Origin of the sequence: Brevundimonas sp. AJA228-03 (genome assembly GCF_017795885.1) — a bacterium.
Taxonomy (GTDB): Bacteria; Pseudomonadota; Alphaproteobacteria; order Caulobacterales; family Caulobacteraceae; genus Brevundimonas.
Genome location: NZ_CP059297.1, coordinates 524,067 through 540,266, shown reverse-complemented (window position 1 = coordinate 540,266; position 16,200 = coordinate 524,067). Strand labels below are relative to the sequence as shown.

Here is a 16,200-nt window from a genome sequence, read left to right as displayed (position 1 = left end):
TGTCTGGCTCCTCGCGCGCAGGATGGTCTGGTCCGTCGACTGTGAGCGGACCGCCTGGAGCCTGTCGGCTGAGGAGGAACCGCTTCGCAGTTCCGCCAATGCCGTGAATCGGGTTCCGGACCGGCGTGTGAGCACGATTCACGCTTTCGGCTGGACCCGCGACGTCGGTCCACCTCGGACGCTCATGCCCTAGCGGCGCTTTAACGTCACATAGATCGCCCCGTCGCCGCCGTGGCGACGATGGGCCATTGCGAAGCCGGAGACGATGCCCCTCAGCGCGTGGCCCTGCAGCCATTCGTGGATCGAGGCGCGGATGATGCCGCCACCCCGACGGCCCTGACCGGTGACGACCAGGACGGCGCGCAGGCCTCGCGCCTGCGACGCCATCAGGAAGGCGCGCAGCTGGTCCTCGGCCTCGAACCGGGAAAAGCCGTGCAGGTCGATGGAGGCCTCGATCGGATCGCGCTCGCGCGACAGGCGGCGCTGGCGACGGGGTTCCAGTTCTTCGGGTAAGGCCCTGGGCGGCGTAGGGGCGGGCGTCGAGACCATCGGCACGGCGGCCCGGATGCGGGTCGAGGCCTTTGGCTTCATCGGGCCGGGGGGCCTGGGAGCCTTGATCGTCGCGGGTTTCAGAGGCGCGTCCGGCAGGAGGGTTCCGGGGGTGACGCGCGCGGCCTTTCGCGTCCGGGGCGGCGTCACCGACCCCGCGACACGGGCCCAGATACGGCGGTCTTCCGGGGTCAGGTCCGGGGGCGGGCGGCGCGCCACGGGGTCAGGAATCTTCGCCGTCGGCGTCCGGCTCGGGCGGGCCAGGCGCATAGACCAGCAGATCGCCCGGCTGGCAGTCCAGTTCGCGGCACAGCGCATAAAGCGTCGAGAACCGCACCGCCCGCGCCTTGCCGGTCTTGAGGATCGACAGATTGGCCAGGGTGACGCCCACCCGGTCGGCGAGTTCGGTCAGCGACATGCGCCGCTCGACCAGGAGTCTGTCCAGCTGAACGCGAATGGCCATGGTCAGATCGTCAGCTCCGATTCGCGTCTGAGACGCGCGCCTTCGCGGAACACCTCGGCGAGGACGAAGACGACCAATACCGAGAAAATGGGCGTCAGAAGTTCGCCCAGTCCCTGCGAGTCCATCACACCCGGCGCCAGCCGCGCGGCCACCATGCCCTGGGCCAGCCAGACGCCGGCCGTGACGACCGCCAGGATCAGCCCCACCTCACGCAGGCGGCGCACATTGTCCGGCTGGAACGGGTCGCCCATGGTCAGGGTGCGAAAGATCATCCGCAGGTTCCGCAGGATCAGCAGGAAGCCGCCGAAATAGGCGGAAAAAGCCCCTACGCCAAACAGGACGAGCGCTCGGGTCAAGGGCTGCTGGGTGCCGCCGTCATCATCGGTGAAGGTAATGTTGTACTGGCTGACCGGAATGAAAATGGCCGCCACGAACAGCAGCAGCAGCACGGCCGTGATCAGCATGAGCAGGACATAGGCGACGTCCAGCGCGATCTTCAGCAGGCTGGAGACCGACCCGGGGCCCAGGGTTCTGAACGCGGTCCTGAAGGGCAGCGGGAACGGCGCGCGAAGCCCGAGCGTGGGCCGTTTCGTCAGGCGTCGTTCGGGCCGCTCGGGGGGCATGGAAGGCCTCTGCCGGAAGGATCAGGTCGCGATGACCGCGCGGGGTCCGGTGAACCCCGACGCGGCTGTCTTCATCGCGTTCTTCATGACTGGCGTCAAAGCTCTCTTTTCTAGGCGTGTCGCTAAAGCCTGGCTGCTTGAGCGACGAAGGGTCCTGGCGTCTTTGCGCGAATCGTCGCGCAAACCGTGAGCAACTGCGTTGCGAACGTAGCGACCCTCTTCCTAGAAAGCCTGGAGCAGGATGGAGACCAGGGCGGTGGGGAGGGCGGCGAGGAGGGCGGCGTTCACCAGGACTGCACCGACCTTGTCCATCATCAGCGAGGCGTTCATCGTGTTCATCGTACTATTCTTTCGATCCTGAAGCGGGTCATTTATTGCCCGCATTCCTTAACCACAGGCTTCGATTTGCTCGTTTCGATCAAACCGGGGAACGTCGTGGCTGCCGTTCTTGAGATCATAGATAGGACGTGCGCGCCTTCCAGTCACGTTACATATCGTTTAACGATATTAAACTTAGGCAATGAATTGTTACGTTCACCGGAGTTTCGATGAATCTGAAGCTTATCAAGGGGATGCGGCTGGTGGCCGCGACCCACAATGCCGGCAAGGCCCGCGAAATCCACGCGCTTCTGGACGGACATTACACCGTGGTCACCGCGACCGAGGTGAATCTGCCCGAACCCGCCGAAACCGAGGCCACATTTGTCGGCAACGCGATGCTGAAGGCCCGGCATGCCGCGGCCTTCTGCGGTGAAGTCTGCCTCGCCGACGATTCGGGCCTGTCGGTCACGGCTCTGGATGGAGCGCCCGGCATCTTTTCTGCACGATGGGGTGGTCCGCAGAGGGACTTCAATCTGGCCATGGACAAGATCGAGACGCGACTGGAGGAACTGGGCGCGCGTGACCGCACGGCCTGGTTCACCTCCGCCCTCGCTGTCGCCTGGCCCGACGGGCCGTGCGTGGTCGTCGAGGGACGCGTGGACGGCGTCGTGACCTTCCCCCGACGTGGCGATCACGGCTTCGGCTATGATCCCATCTTCATCCCTGACGGGCATTCGCAGACGTTCGGAGAGATGGATCCGGCGCTGAAGGACAGCCTCAGCCACCGGACTCGGGCCTTCGCGATGCTGAAGGCCGCGCTCATTGACTGAGGCCCCCGGTACGGTCGCCGTCTATGTGCACTGGCCCTATTGCGCCCGCATCTGCCCCTATTGCGATTTCAACGTGGTGCGGGACCGGGGCTGGCGCGACGAACAGGCGGGGCTGGTCGAGGCGATCCTGACCGATCTGTCGGCGCAGGCCGCATTGCTGGGCCAGCGGCCGCTGGCCTCCATCTTCTTCGGTGGCGGCACGCCCTCGCTGATGCAGCCGGACGCCGTGGCGCGGGTGATCGACCGGGCGCGGGCGCTGTTTCCGCAGGGCGGGGAGGTCGAGATCACGCTGGAGGCCAATCCGACCGACGCCGAGGCCGCCCATTTCGGGGCGCTGAGGGATGCGGGCGTCAACCGGCTGTCTCTGGGCGTACAGTCGCTGGACGACGCGGCCCTGGCCTTTCTGGGGCGCAATCATTCGGCGGCGGAGGCCCGGCGGGCGATCGAGGTGGCGGGATCGGTGTTCGGGCGGCTGTCGATCGACCTGATCTATGCCCTGCCCGGCCAGACGGTCGAAGCCTGGTCCGCCGCCCTGACCGAAGCGGTCGACCGGGGGTTCGAGCACATTTCGCCCTATCAGCTGACCATCGAGGCGGCGACGGCGTTTGGACGGGCGTATGAGCGCGGGTCCCTCGTTCCGCCCGACGAGGACCGGGCGGCGGACCTGTACGAGGCCACGCAGGGCGTTCTCGGGGCGGCCGGGTTCGAGGCCTATGAGGTGTCCAACCATGCGCGGACTATCGCCGCCCGGTCGGCGCACAACCTGCATGTCTGGCGCGGTGGAGACTATGTCGGGGTCGGGCCGGGCGCGCACGGGCGGTTGACGCTGGAGGGCGCGCGGACCGCGACCGTCGCCGAGCGCAGGATCGGGCCCTATGTCCGGGGGGTCGCGGCGGGTCTGCCATGGACGGAGACCTCGCGCCTCGACGCGCGCGAGACTGCCGAGGAACGGGTACTGCTGGGCCTGCGGACGGTCGAGGGCGTCGGCATCGGCGACCTGTCCGTTCTGGGACTGTCGATGGAGGCCGGCCCGGTGGCCGGACTGATCGAGGACGGCTTCGTTCAGGTGTCGGACGGCCGATTGGCGGCGACGGTGCGCGGGCGTCCGGTGCTCGATGCCGTCCTGAAGACATTGCTGACCTGATCCTCCCCGCTCGCTTCGCTCGCAGGGAGGAATGTGGCACGGTCGGCCGATGAGCGAGCCCAGTCCCTTTCCGCCGACCGCCCCGCCGCCCCGTCCGGTGTCGGCGGGCCTCTATCTGGTCTCGACGCCGATCGGGAACCTGCGCGACATGACGCTGAGGGCCCTGGACGTGCTGGCGGCGGCCGACCTGGTGCTGGCCGAGGATACGCGGGTCTCGGCCCGGCTGCTCGGCGCCTATGGGCTGAAGGCGCGGCTGGAACGCTGCGACGACCATGCCTCGGCCCATGCGGCGGAGCTGGCAATCCGGAGGATCGGCGAGGGGGCGGTCGTGGCCCTGGTGTCGGACGCCGGGACGCCGGTCGTGTCCGATCCCGGATTCGTGGTGGCGCGGGCGGTGATCGCAGCGGGACTGCCGGTGCATCCGGTTCCGGGGGCGTCCAGCCTGCTGGCGGCGCTGGTCCTGTCGGGCCTGCCCGCCGATCGGGTGATGTTCGCCGGTTTCCTGCCGCCCCGGTCGGCCGGGCGCCAGGCGATGCTGGCCGAACTGAAGGACGCGCGCCAGACCCTGGTCCTGTTCGAGAGCGGTCCCCGACTGCGCGCCAGCCTGACCGATATGGCAGCGGTGCTGGGCCCCCGCCCGGCCGCGGTCTGCCGGGAACTGACCAAGATGTTCGAGACCTGCGTGCGGGGGTCGCTGGACGCGCTGGCCATGGACCCGGCGCTGGATGGACCGAAGGGAGAGATCGTCGTGGTGATCGGGCCGGGCGAGACCGAGACCGCCAGTGCGGCGGACGCCGATGCGGCCCTGACCGAGGCCCTGGCCCGTCTGGCACCCGGCGAGGCGGCGTCGGAGGTGTCGCGAGCGCTCGATCTGCCCAGAAAGGCGCTCTATCGCCGCGCTCTGGAGCTTCAGGGGCGGGGATGAAGCCCGAACGGGTCCGACGGCCGGTTCAGCCGGTCAAGGCGACATCCGCGCAGCGCCGGGCCAGGGGCGGCCGGGCCTTTGCGGAGGGCCACGCGGCCGAGTGGATCGCGGCGCTCTGGCTGATGCTGAAGGGCTATCAGATTCTGGGGTTCCGCCTGAAGACGCCGGGGGCCGAGATCGACATTCTGGCGCGCAAGGGCCGTGTTCTGGCCGTGGTGGAGGTCAAACGAAGGGCAACGCCCGAGGCTGCGCAGACCGCCTTGAAGCCCGCCCAGCTGGAGCGACTGCGCGCGGCCGGGCAGGCCGTATTGCGCCAAAGACCCGGTCTCAGGGCTTCGATACTGCGCGTGGATACGGTGACGCTGGTGCCCGGCCGCATGCCGCGCCATCGTCAAGGCCTTTAGGGCCAGGGACCCGGGCCACCGTAGCGGAACGCGCAAGGGCCGACCCTGGCCTCACGCGACTGAAAGCGTCAGTGCTGGTTGGCGGGCAGGCGAACGATCAGGCCGTCCAGGGCGTCGCTGACGCGGATCTGGCACGACAGGCGCGAATTCGGTTCGACCGCTTCGGCGAAATCAAGCATGGACTCTTCCATGGCCGAGGCCTTTCCCGCCCTGTCGCGCCAGGCCTCGTCGACATAGACGTGGCAGGTCGCGCAGGCGCAGGCCCCGCCGCAGTCCGCATCGATGCCGGGCACATTGTTGCGCACGGCCCCCTCCATGACGCTGAGGCCCGACTTGACCTCCACGACATGCTCGTGCCCGTCATGCTCGATATAGGTGACGCGGGCCACCCTAGGCCGCCTGCTTCTTGCGGTTCGGGGCCACCATCAGCTTCTTGGTCTCGGCGATGGCCTTGGCGGGGTTCAGGCCCTTGGGACAGACCTGGGCGCAGTTCATGATCGTGTGGCAGCGGTAGAGCTTGAACGGGTCCTCAAGGTCGTCGAGCCGCTCCTGCGTCCTGTCGTCACGGCTGTCCGAGATCCAGCGATAGGATTGCAGCAGGGCGGCCGGGCCGAGGTATTCGGTCTGGTTCCACCAGTAGCTGGGACAGCTGGTGGAGCAGCAGGCGCAAAGGATGCATTCGTACAGACCGTCCAGTTTCGCACGATCCTCCGGTGACTGGAGACGCTCGGTCGTGGGGTCGGGGTCATCGGACTGCAGGTACGGCTTGATGGAATCGTACTGGGCGTAGAACAGCGTCAGGTCTGTGACCAGATCCTTGACCACCGGCTGGTGCGGCAGGGGATTGATGGCGATGGTCGAGGACGAGCATTCGTCCCAGCCCTTGGTGCAGGCCAGGGTGTTACGCCCGTCAATGTTCATCGAGCAGGAGCCGCAGATGCCTTCACGGCAAGACCGGCGGAAGGTCAGGGTCGGGTCAATGGTTGATTTTATATGGATCAGCGCGTCCAGCAGCATCGGGCCATGGTCGTCGGCCGAGACCTCGTAGACGTCCCAGCGCGGGTCGGCATCGACCTCGGGGTCATAGCGATAGACCTTGTAGGTCTTGACGTTCCGGGCCCCGGCCGGAGCCTTGTGGACCTTGCCGGCCGTGGGCTTGGAGCCCCTGGGAAGGGTGAGCTGGACCATCGGTTCCTCAGTAAACCCGAGCCTTGGGTTTGATATAGTCGATGTCCGAAGACATCGTGTACTCGTGCACCGGGCGGTAGTCGATGACGACGCCCTCGCCGGGCTTCTTCCAGGCCAGGGTGTGCTTCATCCAGGCGTCGTCGTGGCGATCGGGGAAGTCCTCGCGGGCGTGGGCGCCCCGGCTTTCCTTGCGATTGGCGGCGCTCTCGATCGTGACGAGGGCCTGGTCGATCAGGTTGTCGTATTCCAGCGTCTCGACCAGGTCGGTGTTCCAGATCAGGCCGCGATCGGTGGTCCGGATGTCTGCGCCGCGCGCATGGATGTCGCGCAGCTTGGCGACGCCCTCGGCCAGGGTCTCGCCGGTGCGGAAGACCGCAGCGTCGGACTGCATGGCCCGCTGCATCTCGCCGCGCAGCCGGGCGGTCGGCGTCGCGCCCGAGGCGTGGCGGAAGCGGTCCAGACGGGCCAGATGGCTGTCGGTGTGGGCGGCGGTCGCGGTCGGCACGGCCGAGGCCTTGTCCACGATCTCGCCGGCCCGCAGGCCTGCGGCGCGGCCGAAGACGACCAGATCGGTCAGGGAGTTGGAGCCCAGGCGGTTCGCGCCATGCACCGACACGCAGGCCGCCTCGCCCACGGCCATCAGTCCGGGAACGACGGTGTCGGCATTGCCGCCGACCTTGGTCAGGACCTCGCCGTGATAGTTCGTCGGGATGCCGCCCATATTGTAGTGGACGGTCGGGATGACCGGGATCGGCTCCTTCGTCACATCGACGCCGGCGAAGATCCTGGCGCTTTCGGAGATCCCCGGCAGGCGTTCGTGCAGCACCGCCGGGTCAAGGTGATCCAGGTGCAGGTTGATGTGGTCCTTGTTCGGGCCGACGCCGCGTCCCTCGCGGATCTCCATGGTCATCGAGCGGCTGACGACGTCGCGCGAGGCCAGATCCTTGGCCGAGGGGGCATAGCGTTCCATGAACCGCTCGCCTTCGGAGTTGGTCAGATAGCCCCCCTCGCCCCGGGCACCCTCGGTGATCAGGCAGCCGGCACCATAGATGCCGGTCGGGTGGAACTGGACGAACTCCATGTCCTGGAGCGGCAGGCCGGCGCGCAGCACCATGGCATTGCCGTCGCCGGTGCAGGTGTGGGCCGAGGTGGCGCTGAAATAGGCGCGGCCATAGCCGCCGGTGGCCAGGATGACGAGCTTGGCGTTGAAACGGTGCAGGGTGCCGTCGTCCAGCTTCCATGCTGTGACGCCGGTGCACGTCCCGCCGTCCATGATCAGGTCGAGGGCGAAATACTCGATGAAGAACTCGACCTCGCGGCGCACCGACTGGCCGTACAGGGTGTGCAGGATGGCGTGGCCCGTGCGGTCGGCGGCGGCGCAGGTGCGTTGCACAGGGCCTTCGCCATAGTTCTTCGTCATGCCGCCGAAGGCGCGCTGATAGATCTTGCCGTCGTCGGTGCGGCTGAAGGGGACGCCCCAGTGTTCCAGCTCATAGACGGCCTTGGGGGCCTCGCGGACCAGATATTCGATGGCGTCCTGGTCGCCCAGCCAGTCCGACCCCTTGACGGTGTCGTACATGTGCCACTTCCACGAATCATCGCCCATATTGCCGAGCGCGGCCGAGATACCGCCCTGGGCGGCCACAGTGTGGGAGCGGGTCGGAAAGACCTTGGTGACGCAGGCGACCTTCAGGCCCTGCTGGGCGGCACCCAGGGCAGCGCGAAGGCCCGAGCCCCCGGCACCGACGACGACGACGTCATAGGCGTGATCGACGAATTCATAGGAAGCCATCAGTCGTCAGATCCCGAAACCGGCCGGCAGCGGCGCCGAGCCCAGCGCCAGCCGCACGATGAAGAAAACGCTCGCCGCCGCGGCTGCGAGACAGATCAGGTTCACCAGGCCGATCAGCAAGGCCCTGGTGCCTGCGACATGGATGTAGTCCTCGATGATGACCTTCCAGGCCAAGCTGGCGAAACCGAACAGGATCAGGGCCGTGGCGGCCAGCAGGGCGGCATTCACCGGGCTGGCGAACCACTGCAGCACGGCGTCGTATCCCTGGCCCGACAGGGTGAAGGCGGTCGAGGCGATCCAGAGGCCCAGCGGCATCAGGGCGGCCAGCAGGATCTTCTCCAGCGTCCATTCGCCTGCGCCGTGACGTTCGGAGACGCGAACACCGTTCCGGTACCGGGCGGGATGGCTCACAGCGAAATCCTTCCCGAGACGAACAGCAGGGCGAAGAAGCCGACCGCCAGCGGGACCGGCGCATAGACGGCGATGCTCGACAGACGATCGGCCGACCTGAGCGTCAGGCCGCGACCGGTGTCATTGATCAGGTGGCGGCCGCCGTTCAGCAGCAGCGAGAACAGCACCACCGTCAGGCCGAAGCCGATGAAGAGGCCGAACGGCGATCCGGCGAGGGCCAGGGTCGTCGCATAGGCCTCGGGTCCGAAGGCCACCGTCGCCAGCCACGCCACGCCGATCAGGGCTCCGACGCTGATCGCGCCGATGGTGAACCGGAACAGGATCGAGGCGGTCATGGTGATGTGCCAGCGCCAGGTCTGGAGATGCGGCGACAGCGGACGGGGACGGCCGTTGGGCTGGATCACGGTTCGATCCGGCGGGGCGTTCGACATGCGAAGGGTTCTCAAAACCGGGGACGTTCAGGCGAAAGCCCGATGGGCCATGGCTTTAAGGACCGCCGCGGGGCGGTGTCAACGCGATGCTGCGCTGCAAACGGCCGCATGGGGGGCGTCGCGGCCCGCCCCCTGGCAACCGATCACAATTTCGCGTGTTCGCCGTATCCGCTGGCTAGGCCCGATATCTGGCGACAGTCTGCCGACATGCTGGTCATCGCGCTGATTTCTCTCGCTGTTTCCCCCGCCCAGGAGGGCGCAGTGCCCTATGGCACCCAGGTCTATGCGCCGCCGGTCGTCCGCCCTTATGAGCCGCCGTCGAATTTCGGTCGGATCGTTGCCGAGGGCGACGGGGGCGGCGATGTCACGCGACCTCTGATCGTTCGACCGGTCGCGGTCGAGGCCTATCGCGGGAGCTACGAATACGCGCCGACCACGGCCCAGGAGGCCTACAATCGCGGCGTGGCCCAGGCTGAAAGCAGCATGGATGCGCGCATGGGTCCGCTGGACGGGCGGTGGCGGGTCAGGGATGCGGCCGGCCACACACTGATCTCTCTGGCCTTGGCCGATCCCGGCAGCGGGCGACCGGTGGAGGGCGCGTGGCGCAAGGACGGGGGCCGGGCCGAACTGGGCGTCATCGAACAGGTCGAGCGCACGGACGCCGCCGTGACCCTGGTCTGGCCGCAGGGCCGGCTGATCCTGCGCGCCGGAGCGCCCGGCTGGACCGGCGAGCTGACGCTGGACGGGCGCGCCGTGCCGGTCACGATTTCCCGCTAGTTTGACCCCAGGCTCTCCAGCGCCGTCCGGAGCCGGGCCGCATAGGGCGCAGATGGTCCTCGCCCCCAGACGGGGTCGGGCCACAGGCCGTCGTCGCGGCGACGGCCGACCACATGGACATGCAGCTGCGCCGTGACATTGCCGATGGCGGCGACGTTGAGCTTTTCCACCACCTGCCCCAGCGCGCTGCCCAGCGACCGCACCCGATCTCCGGCCCGGACGATCTCGGCCATCAGCCTGACGCGGTCGCCCTCGGACAGATCGTCCAGCTCCGTCGCGTCATCGACGCGGGGGATCAGGATCAGCCACGGAAACCGGGCGTCGTCCTGCAGCCGGACGTGGCACAGGTCCCAGTCGGCGACGAAGACCGAACCGGCCGCAAAGGCCGGGTCGGGCGCAAACGGATCCACCTCAGTTCAGGCCATAGACCACGCAGGCCTGGTCGGTCAGGGTCTGCAGCGGCGGCTGCAGCGCCAGCCGCGCCGCCTCGATCTGGGCCTCGCTGGGGGCCTGGCCCGGGGGCGGAGGGGGTGGCGGCGGCGCAGGCATGGCCATCGCCCGTGCCCCCATAACCTCATAGGCCTCCACGGTTGTCGCCTGCGACGCGCCCGACCCATAGGACGGCCAGCCCGCCAGCACATCGGTCTGACAGGCGCGGCCGGTGGGATCGATCACGCGAACGGACCCCAGGGTAGCCCCGGCGTTCCGGGCCGCAGCCTCGGCACGCGTCCGGGCATCGCGCATGGCGGCCCCGGCCAGATTGGTCTTGGCGTCGTTGTCGGGTTCCAGGTTGAAATAGACCTGGCTGATCGAATTGGGCTGGGACGCCACGACGGTGGCATAGATCCGCTCCAGCAGGGCGACGTCGCGCACCGACAGGCTGACCGTCGCCTGGGCCTGATAGCGCTCGATCCGGTCGGCCCGGGTATTGTCGCGCAGGACGCCGTTCTCGTCGCGGTACTGGTCGTACAGGGGCTGGGTCGACAGACTGGTCTCGACGCGGACCTTTTCGACCCCGTAAGCCGCCAGGGTCTGGCTGAGGGCCCGGACCTGATCGGCGGCCTTCCGGGACGCCTCGGCCACGCTGCGATCCACGACCTGGAAGGTGGCGGAGAAGCCCGCGCGATTGGCCTGAAGCTCGACCCGGACATAGCCGATCGAGGCGATCACCGGATCGCGCATCCACCAGGGCGCAGGGACGTACGGCTGGCCGATGGTGGCCGGCGGGGTCTGGGCCAGGGTCGGTCCGGCGATCGCGGACAAAAGCAGGGCGGCAGCGAGTGGTGCGCGCATGGGTCGGCTCCTCGTCAGTGGGACAGCGAGCGTCGCAGGACGCGCCGTCCGGGTAAACCCCCGCTTCCCCGCTTGCGAGCATGGCCCGCCGGGTCTAGACCGCCGCCCGACGATTTCTGACATCGCACCGCAACAACCCGGCCTCAAGCAGCGCGACCGCGCGACAGGCCACCAGGAGAACTGCCTATGGCTCGCGCGAAGATCGCTCTCATCGGTGCCGGAATGATCGGCGGCACCCTGGCCCACGTTGCGGCGCGCGAAGCGCTGGGCGACGTCATCCTGTTCGACATCGCCGAGGGCACGCCCCAGGGCAAGGCGCTCGACATCGCCGAGGCCACCGCCGTGTTCGGCGCGGACGTCTCCCTGAAGGGCGCCAATGCCTATGAGGACATCGCCGGGGCCGACGTCTGCATCGTCACCGCTGGCGTGCCCAGAAAGCCCGGCATGAGCCGCGACGACCTGATCGGCATCAATCTGAAGGTCATGAAGGCCGTGGGCGAGGGCATCAAGGCCCACGCCCCGAACGCCTTCGTCATCTGCATCACCAACCCGCTCGACGCCATGGTCTGGGCCCTGCAGAAATTCTCGGGGCTGCCCAAGGAGAAGGTCGTCGGCATGGCCGGGGTGCTCGATTCGGCCCGCTTTGCCTATTTCCTGGCCGAAAAGACCGGCGTGTCGGTGCAGGACATCCACGCCTGGACCCTGGGCGGTCACGGTGACGACATGGTGCCCATGGTGCGGCACTCGACCATCGGCGGCCTGCCCCTGCCCGACGCCGTCGCCGCCGGTCTGTTGTCGCAAGCTGACCTCGACGCCATCGTCGACCGCACCCGCAAGGGTGGCGGCGAGATCGTGGCCCTGCTGAAGACCGGCTCGGCCTTCTATGCCCCGGCCGAGAGCGCCATCGCCATGGCCAAGTCCTATCTGCTGGACCAGAAGCGCGTCCTGCCCTGCGCCGTCTGGCTCAGCGGGCAATACGGCCTGTCGGACCTCTACGTCGGCGTGCCCGCCCTGCTGGGTGCCGGTGGCGTCGAGAAGGTGATCGAGTTCACCACCAATGACGACGAAAAGGCGATGTTCAGCAAGTCGGTCGAGTCGGTGCAGGGCCTGATCCAGGCGTGCAAGGACATCGATTCCTCGCTCGCCTAAAGCCTGATCGCAAGAAACCGAAGGGGCCCCGGAGCGATCCGGGGCCCCTCTTTATGGAGCCGGAGGCGTCGCCGCCCCCGCAGGCGTCGTGACGGTGCGCCCGAGGTCGACGGCCAGGCTGCGCCAGACCTGGATCGGGTCGTCCAGCTGGGCGGCACCGACGCCGGGGACCAGCAGGACGTCGTACTGGGCCACGGCCTGACCCTCGCCGCCTTCGGTCTCGGGGGCGGCGTAGAAGGCCTTCACGAACCGCCGCGCGCCATTCCAGCGCGAGACGATGTCCGGCGTGGCATTGGTCCCGGAAAAGACGGCGGTGAACTGGACGTCGGGACACTGGCCATCGGTGCAGGAAAACAGGGTCAGAACCCAGCGCAGGGGGCCGTCCTCGACACGCAGGTAGAGGCGGTCTCCGTCGGGCTGGGGCGTGCCGACGGTCAGTCCGGCAGCTGTCAGCCGGGCCATGACCTCGGCGACGGGCAGGCCATTCCAGCGCGACGGCGCGGCCTCGGTCGGCGGCGAGGGGGCGGTCTGGGCGAAGGCCGGCGAGGTCAGGGCCAGCAGGCCGACGACAAGGGCGAGGGTTCTCATGGGCGTCTTCCGTTTGATGGGATCACCGTAGGCGGCTTTGAGGCCATGCCAAGGCATCACTCCCGAGGCCGGGCCTGATCCAGCCAGGACACGCTGGACATCTCGTTCAGGCGCGACACCGTGCGTTCGAACTCGAAGGCCCCGTCGCCCGCCGGATAGATCTGCTCGGGCGCGCCGACGGCGATGGCGACCAGCCGGGTTCTCGCCTCATACAGGGCGTCGATCAGGGTGACGAAACGGCGGGCCGCCTGACGCCGGTCCGGACCCAGCAAGGGAATGTCCTCGATGAACAGCGTATGGAAGCGTTCGGCGATGGCCAGATAGTCCTGGGGACCCAGCGGTGCCTCGCACAGCTGGTCGAAGGTGGCGCGGGCCAGGCCTCCGGCCGTGCGGGCGATGACGACGTCGCGGCCGAGGACGGCCAGATGGGCCGGGCATTCCGGCATGCCGCCACGCAGATCGGCCCATAGCTGCTCGAAGCCCGTCCGGCGCGCTCCGTCCTCGCCGTTGAACCAGACACGCGACGCCTTCATCCGGTCCAGCCGCCAGTCGCGAGCGCCCGCCAGCGCCACAACCTGGCAATGCTCGACGATGCGGTCGATGAACGGCGTGAACAGCGGCCTGTTGATCCCGTCCCTGTAGAGCTGGTCCGGCGCGCGGTTGGAGGTGATGCAGACGACGACCTTCTTCTGGAACAGGGCGTCGAACAGGCGGCCCAGGATCATGGCGTCGGCGATGTCGGAGACCTGGAGTTCGTCGAAGCACAGCAGTCGGGCCTCCGACGCGATCAGGGCCGCGACCGGTTCGATCGGATCGTCGCCCCTGTGGGTGCCAAAGACCCTCTGGCGGGAGGCCCTGTCGCCTTCGCGCCACTGGCGGATCAGGTCGTGAACCCGGGCCATGAAGGCGTGGAAATGGGCGCGGGTCTTTCGCGGCTCGGGCGCGTCGGCAAAGAACAGGTCCATCAGGATGGACTTGCCCCGGCCGGGCGGACCCCAGAGGTAGACGCCGGTGACCTGTGGCGCGCCGCCGAACAGCCTGCGCTTGCCGAGGTCGATCTCCAGTCGCGAAAGGGCCGCGACGGCACCGACCTGAGCCGGATCGCGGGTGAGCAGGCCCTGTTTCAGGCGGGTTTCATAAGCACGGGCAATGCGAGAGGGCATGGAACTGGGGCATAGCCGTGCCGGCTGGCGCTGAAAAGCGTTGCTTCGCAGACGCGAAGGGCTACATGCGAGGTTCGAGGTTCCTGCCTCGAAACTCCCCCCATCCCGCGCCCAGGCAGCAAGCGACCGCGTCGCGAGCGTCAGCGCGTCCGAAGGACTACACAGAATGGGCTATTCCGTCGCGATCGTGGGCGCCACCGGCAATGTCGGGCGCGAGATGCTGACCATCCTCGAGGAACTGGAGTTCCCAGTCGATGAAATGCACGCGGTCGCCTCGCGAAAATCCAAGGGGATCGAGGTCGCCTGGGGAGAGAAGACCATCAGGTGCGAGGTCATCGACACCTTCGACTTCTCGAAGGTGGACATCGTCCTGATGTCGGCGGGCGGCGACGTCTCGCGCGAATGGTCCGAGAAGATCGGCAAGCTGGGGCCGATGGTGATCGACAACTCCTCGGCGTTCCGCAAGGACCCCGACGTGCCCCTGATCGTGCCCGAGGTGAACCCGGACGCCATCAAGCTGGCGACGAAGAAGAACATCATCGCCAACCCCAATTGCTCGACCGCCCAGCTGGTGGTGGCGCTGAAGCCCCTGCACGACGCGGCAAAGGCCAAGCGGGTGGTGGTCTCGACCTATCAGTCCGTGTCGGGCGCCGGCAAGGAGGGCATGGACGAGCTGTGGAACCAGACCAAGGCCATCTATGGCCTGGGCGACGCCAAGCCGAAGAAATTCCCCAAGCAGATCGCCTTCAATGTCATCCCCTACATCGGGTCGTTCAACGAGGACGGCTATACCGATGAAGAGGCCAAGATGTGGGACGAGACCCACAAGATGCTGGATCCGGCGATCAAACTGACCGTCACCTGCGTCCGCGTGCCGGTCTTCGTCGGCCACTCCGAGGCCGTGACGGTCGAGTTCGAGCGGCCCATCAGCCCCGATGAGGCCCGGGCCATCCTGCGCGAGGCTCCCGGCATCCAGGTGATCGATAAGCAGGAGCACGACGGCTACATCACCCCTGTCGATGCGGCCGGCGAGCACGCCGTCTATGTCAGCCGCATCCGCAAGGACCATACAGTCGAGAACGGTCTGGTGTTCTGGGTCGTGTCCGACAACCTGCGCAAGGGCGCGGCGCTGAACGCGGTCCAGATCGCCCAGTTGCTGGACGAGACCGGCACGATCAAGCCGAAAAGCGGGTATCGCACCCTGACGGTCTAGGGTCATGGCCACCCCGATGCCGACGCCTGCCCCGACCCGGGCCGCCTTCCTGTCGGCCGTGGGCTGCTATGTCATGTGGGGGTTCATGCCCCTGCTGTTCATGGGGCAGGCGGCGCTGGGCTTCTCAGCGCCTGAAATCCTGTCGCACCGGGCCCTGTGGTCGGTCCTGTTCGCCGGGGGCCTGGTCCTTCTGGCCGGTCATGCCGGGCAGGTCCGCGCGGCGCTGGGCCAGCCCCGGACGCTGGGCTGGCTGGCGCTGGCGACAGTGCTCATCGCCATCAACTGGAGCCTCTACGTCTGGGCCACGACCCATCATGCCACGCTCGAGGCCAGCCTCGGCTACTACATCAATCCCCTGCTCAACATGATCATCGGGCTGTGGCTGTTCCGCGAGAAGATCGACCGCTGGGGCTGGGTCGCCATCGGGCTGGCGGCGCTCGGCGTCCTGTTCCAGGCCCTGGCCCTCGGGCGCCCACCGTGGATCTCGATCGCCCTGGCGCTCAGCTTTGCGGCCTATGGCGTCATCAAGAAGCGGATCCCGGTCGAGGCCCAGGCGGGCCTGTTCATCGAATGCCTGCTGCTCCTGCCGTTCGGCGTGGTGTTCGTGGTCTGGCTGCAGACCCACGGGCTGGGCCATGCCTTTGCCAGCCCGCTCGCCTTCGGCTGGGCCCTGCTGAACGGGCCGGCCACCGTCCTGCCGCTGGCCCTGTTCGCCTGGGCCGCCCGACGCATGCCGCTGTCGACCATGGGCTTCATCCAGTTTCTGGCCCCGACACTCCAGTTCTGTGTCGGTCTGGCGGCCGGCGAGCTGTTCACGCCGCTCAGGGCGGTCTCCTTTCTGTTCATCTGGCTGGGCGCCGGTGTGTTCGCGGCAGCGGCTGTGTTCAGGGCCCGGGCGGCGCGGCGGGCACTGGCGATGGTCGAGCCGGTCTGACC

At 67.9% G+C, this 16,200-nt stretch carries 20 protein-coding genes; 8 read left to right on the top strand and 12 right to left on the bottom strand.

Annotation, left to right across the window (positions count from 1 at the left end):
* Positions 1 to 189: 189 nt before the first annotated feature.
* From HZ989_RS02810 to HZ989_RS02800, 3 genes are read right to left on the bottom strand one after another with little or no spacing between them, the layout of a single operon-like run.
* On the bottom strand, positions 190 to 768 hold the full coding sequence (locus HZ989_RS02810) for a Smr/MutS family protein (protein WP_209322138.1): 579 nt from the start codon (positions 766 to 768) through the stop codon (positions 190 to 192).
* 4 nt (positions 769 to 772) lie between these two features.
* On the bottom strand, positions 773 to 1,012 hold the full coding sequence (locus HZ989_RS02805; protein WP_209322137.1) for a helix-turn-helix transcriptional regulator: 240 nt from the start codon (positions 1,010 to 1,012) through the stop codon (positions 773 to 775).
* A 2-nt stretch (positions 1,013 to 1,014) separates the two neighbouring features.
* Positions 1,015 to 1,635: a DUF2975 domain-containing protein gene (locus HZ989_RS02800; RefSeq protein ID WP_209322136.1), complete on the bottom strand. Its 621-nt coding sequence runs from the start codon at positions 1,633 to 1,635 to the stop codon at positions 1,015 to 1,017.
* 548 nt (positions 1,636 to 2,183) lie between these two features.
* On the opposite strand from HZ989_RS02800, the gene rdgB reads away from it, so the two are divergent.
* Genes rdgB through HZ989_RS02780 form a run of 4 tightly spaced genes read left to right on the top strand, consistent with a single transcriptional unit; the run spans position 2,184 to position 5,259 of the window.
* The gene (gene rdgB, locus HZ989_RS02795; protein ID WP_209322135.1) at positions 2,184 to 2,786 is read left to right on the top strand and encodes an RdgB/HAM1 family non-canonical purine NTP pyrophosphatase; all 603 of its coding nucleotides are present in this window, start codon (positions 2,184 to 2,186) and stop codon (positions 2,784 to 2,786) included.
* Positions 2,779 to 3,930: a radical SAM family heme chaperone HemW gene (gene hemW / locus HZ989_RS02790; protein ID WP_209322134.1), complete on the top strand. Its 1,152-nt coding sequence runs from the start codon at positions 2,779 to 2,781 to the stop codon at positions 3,928 to 3,930. The genes rdgB and hemW overlap by 8 nt, the downstream gene beginning before the upstream one ends.
* A 49-nt stretch (positions 3,931 to 3,979) precedes the next feature.
* Entirely contained in the window at positions 3,980 to 4,855 is an 876-nt protein-coding gene (gene rsmI / locus HZ989_RS02785) for a 16S rRNA (cytidine(1402)-2'-O)-methyltransferase (protein ID WP_209322133.1), read from the top strand.
* Positions 4,852 to 5,259 carry a YraN family protein gene (locus tag HZ989_RS02780; RefSeq protein WP_209322132.1) on the top strand — a complete coding sequence of 136 codons (408 nt, stop codon included), beginning with the start codon at positions 4,852 to 4,854 and terminating at the stop codon, positions 5,257 to 5,259. Before rsmI ends, HZ989_RS02780 begins: the two co-directional genes overlap by 4 nt.
* A gap of 68 nt (positions 5,260 to 5,327) precedes the next feature.
* Here HZ989_RS02780 and HZ989_RS02775 read toward each other — a convergent pair whose 3' ends face one another.
* From HZ989_RS02775 to sdhC, 5 genes are read right to left on the bottom strand one after another with little or no spacing between them, the layout of a single operon-like run.
* Complete coding sequence (locus tag HZ989_RS02775; protein ID WP_209322131.1) at positions 5,328 to 5,648, bottom strand: 2Fe-2S iron-sulfur cluster-binding protein; 321 nt, start codon at positions 5,646 to 5,648, stop codon at positions 5,328 to 5,330.
* Position 5,649: 1 nt separating this feature from the next.
* The gene (locus tag HZ989_RS02770) at positions 5,650 to 6,447 is read right to left on the bottom strand and encodes a succinate dehydrogenase iron-sulfur subunit (protein ID WP_209322130.1); all 798 of its coding nucleotides are present in this window, start codon (positions 6,445 to 6,447) and stop codon (positions 5,650 to 5,652) included.
* 7 nt (positions 6,448 to 6,454) lie between these two features.
* The gene (gene sdhA, locus HZ989_RS02765; protein WP_209322129.1) at positions 6,455 to 8,239 is read right to left on the bottom strand and encodes a succinate dehydrogenase flavoprotein subunit; all 1,785 of its coding nucleotides are present in this window, start codon (positions 8,237 to 8,239) and stop codon (positions 6,455 to 6,457) included.
* Positions 8,240 to 8,245: 6 nt separating this feature from the next.
* Positions 8,246 to 8,650 (bottom strand): succinate dehydrogenase, hydrophobic membrane anchor protein, encoded by a 405-nt coding sequence (sdhD, locus tag HZ989_RS02760; protein WP_209322128.1) that lies wholly within the window; start codon positions 8,648 to 8,650, stop codon positions 8,246 to 8,248.
* Positions 8,647 to 9,081, bottom strand: coding sequence for a succinate dehydrogenase, cytochrome b556 subunit (sdhC, locus tag HZ989_RS02755; protein WP_209322127.1), 435 nt, complete (start codon positions 9,079 to 9,081; stop codon positions 8,647 to 8,649). Before sdhC ends, sdhD begins: the two co-directional genes overlap by 4 nt.
* A 207-nt stretch (positions 9,082 to 9,288) precedes the next feature.
* On the opposite strand from sdhC, the gene HZ989_RS02750 reads away from it, so the two are divergent.
* Positions 9,289 to 9,858 (top strand): hypothetical protein, encoded by a 570-nt coding sequence (locus HZ989_RS02750; protein ID WP_209322126.1) that lies wholly within the window; start codon positions 9,289 to 9,291, stop codon positions 9,856 to 9,858.
* Here HZ989_RS02750 and HZ989_RS02745 read toward each other — a convergent pair.
* A complete protein-coding gene (locus HZ989_RS02745) occupies positions 9,855 to 10,268 on the bottom strand; it encodes an HIT domain-containing protein (protein ID WP_209322125.1) in 414 nt (137 codons plus the stop codon). The two genes, HZ989_RS02750 and HZ989_RS02745, sit on opposite strands and share 4 nt — an antisense overlap.
* A gap of 1 nt (position 10,269) precedes the next feature.
* A complete protein-coding gene (locus HZ989_RS02740) occupies positions 10,270 to 11,151 on the bottom strand; it encodes an SIMPL domain-containing protein (RefSeq protein ID WP_209322124.1) in 882 nt (293 codons plus the stop codon).
* 186 nt (positions 11,152 to 11,337) lie between these two features.
* Between HZ989_RS02740 and mdh the strand changes: the two genes are divergently transcribed.
* The gene (mdh, locus tag HZ989_RS02735) at positions 11,338 to 12,300 is read left to right on the top strand and encodes a malate dehydrogenase (RefSeq protein WP_209322123.1); all 963 of its coding nucleotides are present in this window, start codon (positions 11,338 to 11,340) and stop codon (positions 12,298 to 12,300) included.
* 51 nt (positions 12,301 to 12,351) lie between these two features.
* On the opposite strand, the gene HZ989_RS02730 is transcribed toward mdh, so the two are convergent.
* Positions 12,352 to 12,888 carry a YbjN domain-containing protein gene (locus HZ989_RS02730; protein WP_209322122.1) on the bottom strand — a complete coding sequence of 179 codons (537 nt, stop codon included), beginning with the start codon at positions 12,886 to 12,888 and terminating at the stop codon, positions 12,352 to 12,354.
* Between the two features lie 56 nt (positions 12,889 to 12,944).
* The gene (zapE, locus tag HZ989_RS02725) at positions 12,945 to 14,051 is read right to left on the bottom strand and encodes a cell division protein ZapE (protein ID WP_209322121.1); all 1,107 of its coding nucleotides are present in this window, start codon (positions 14,049 to 14,051) and stop codon (positions 12,945 to 12,947) included.
* A gap of 166 nt (positions 14,052 to 14,217) precedes the next feature.
* Here zapE and HZ989_RS02720 point away from each other — a divergent pair, with 166 nt between their 5' ends.
* Positions 14,218 to 15,264: an aspartate-semialdehyde dehydrogenase gene (locus HZ989_RS02720; RefSeq protein ID WP_209322120.1), complete on the top strand. Its 1,047-nt coding sequence runs from the start codon at positions 14,218 to 14,220 to the stop codon at positions 15,262 to 15,264.
* A gap of 4 nt (positions 15,265 to 15,268) precedes the next feature.
* Positions 15,269 to 16,198 (top strand): EamA family transporter RarD, encoded by a 930-nt coding sequence (gene rarD / locus HZ989_RS02715; RefSeq protein WP_209322119.1) that lies wholly within the window; start codon positions 15,269 to 15,271, stop codon positions 16,196 to 16,198.
* Positions 16,199 to 16,200 lie beyond the last annotated feature (2 nt).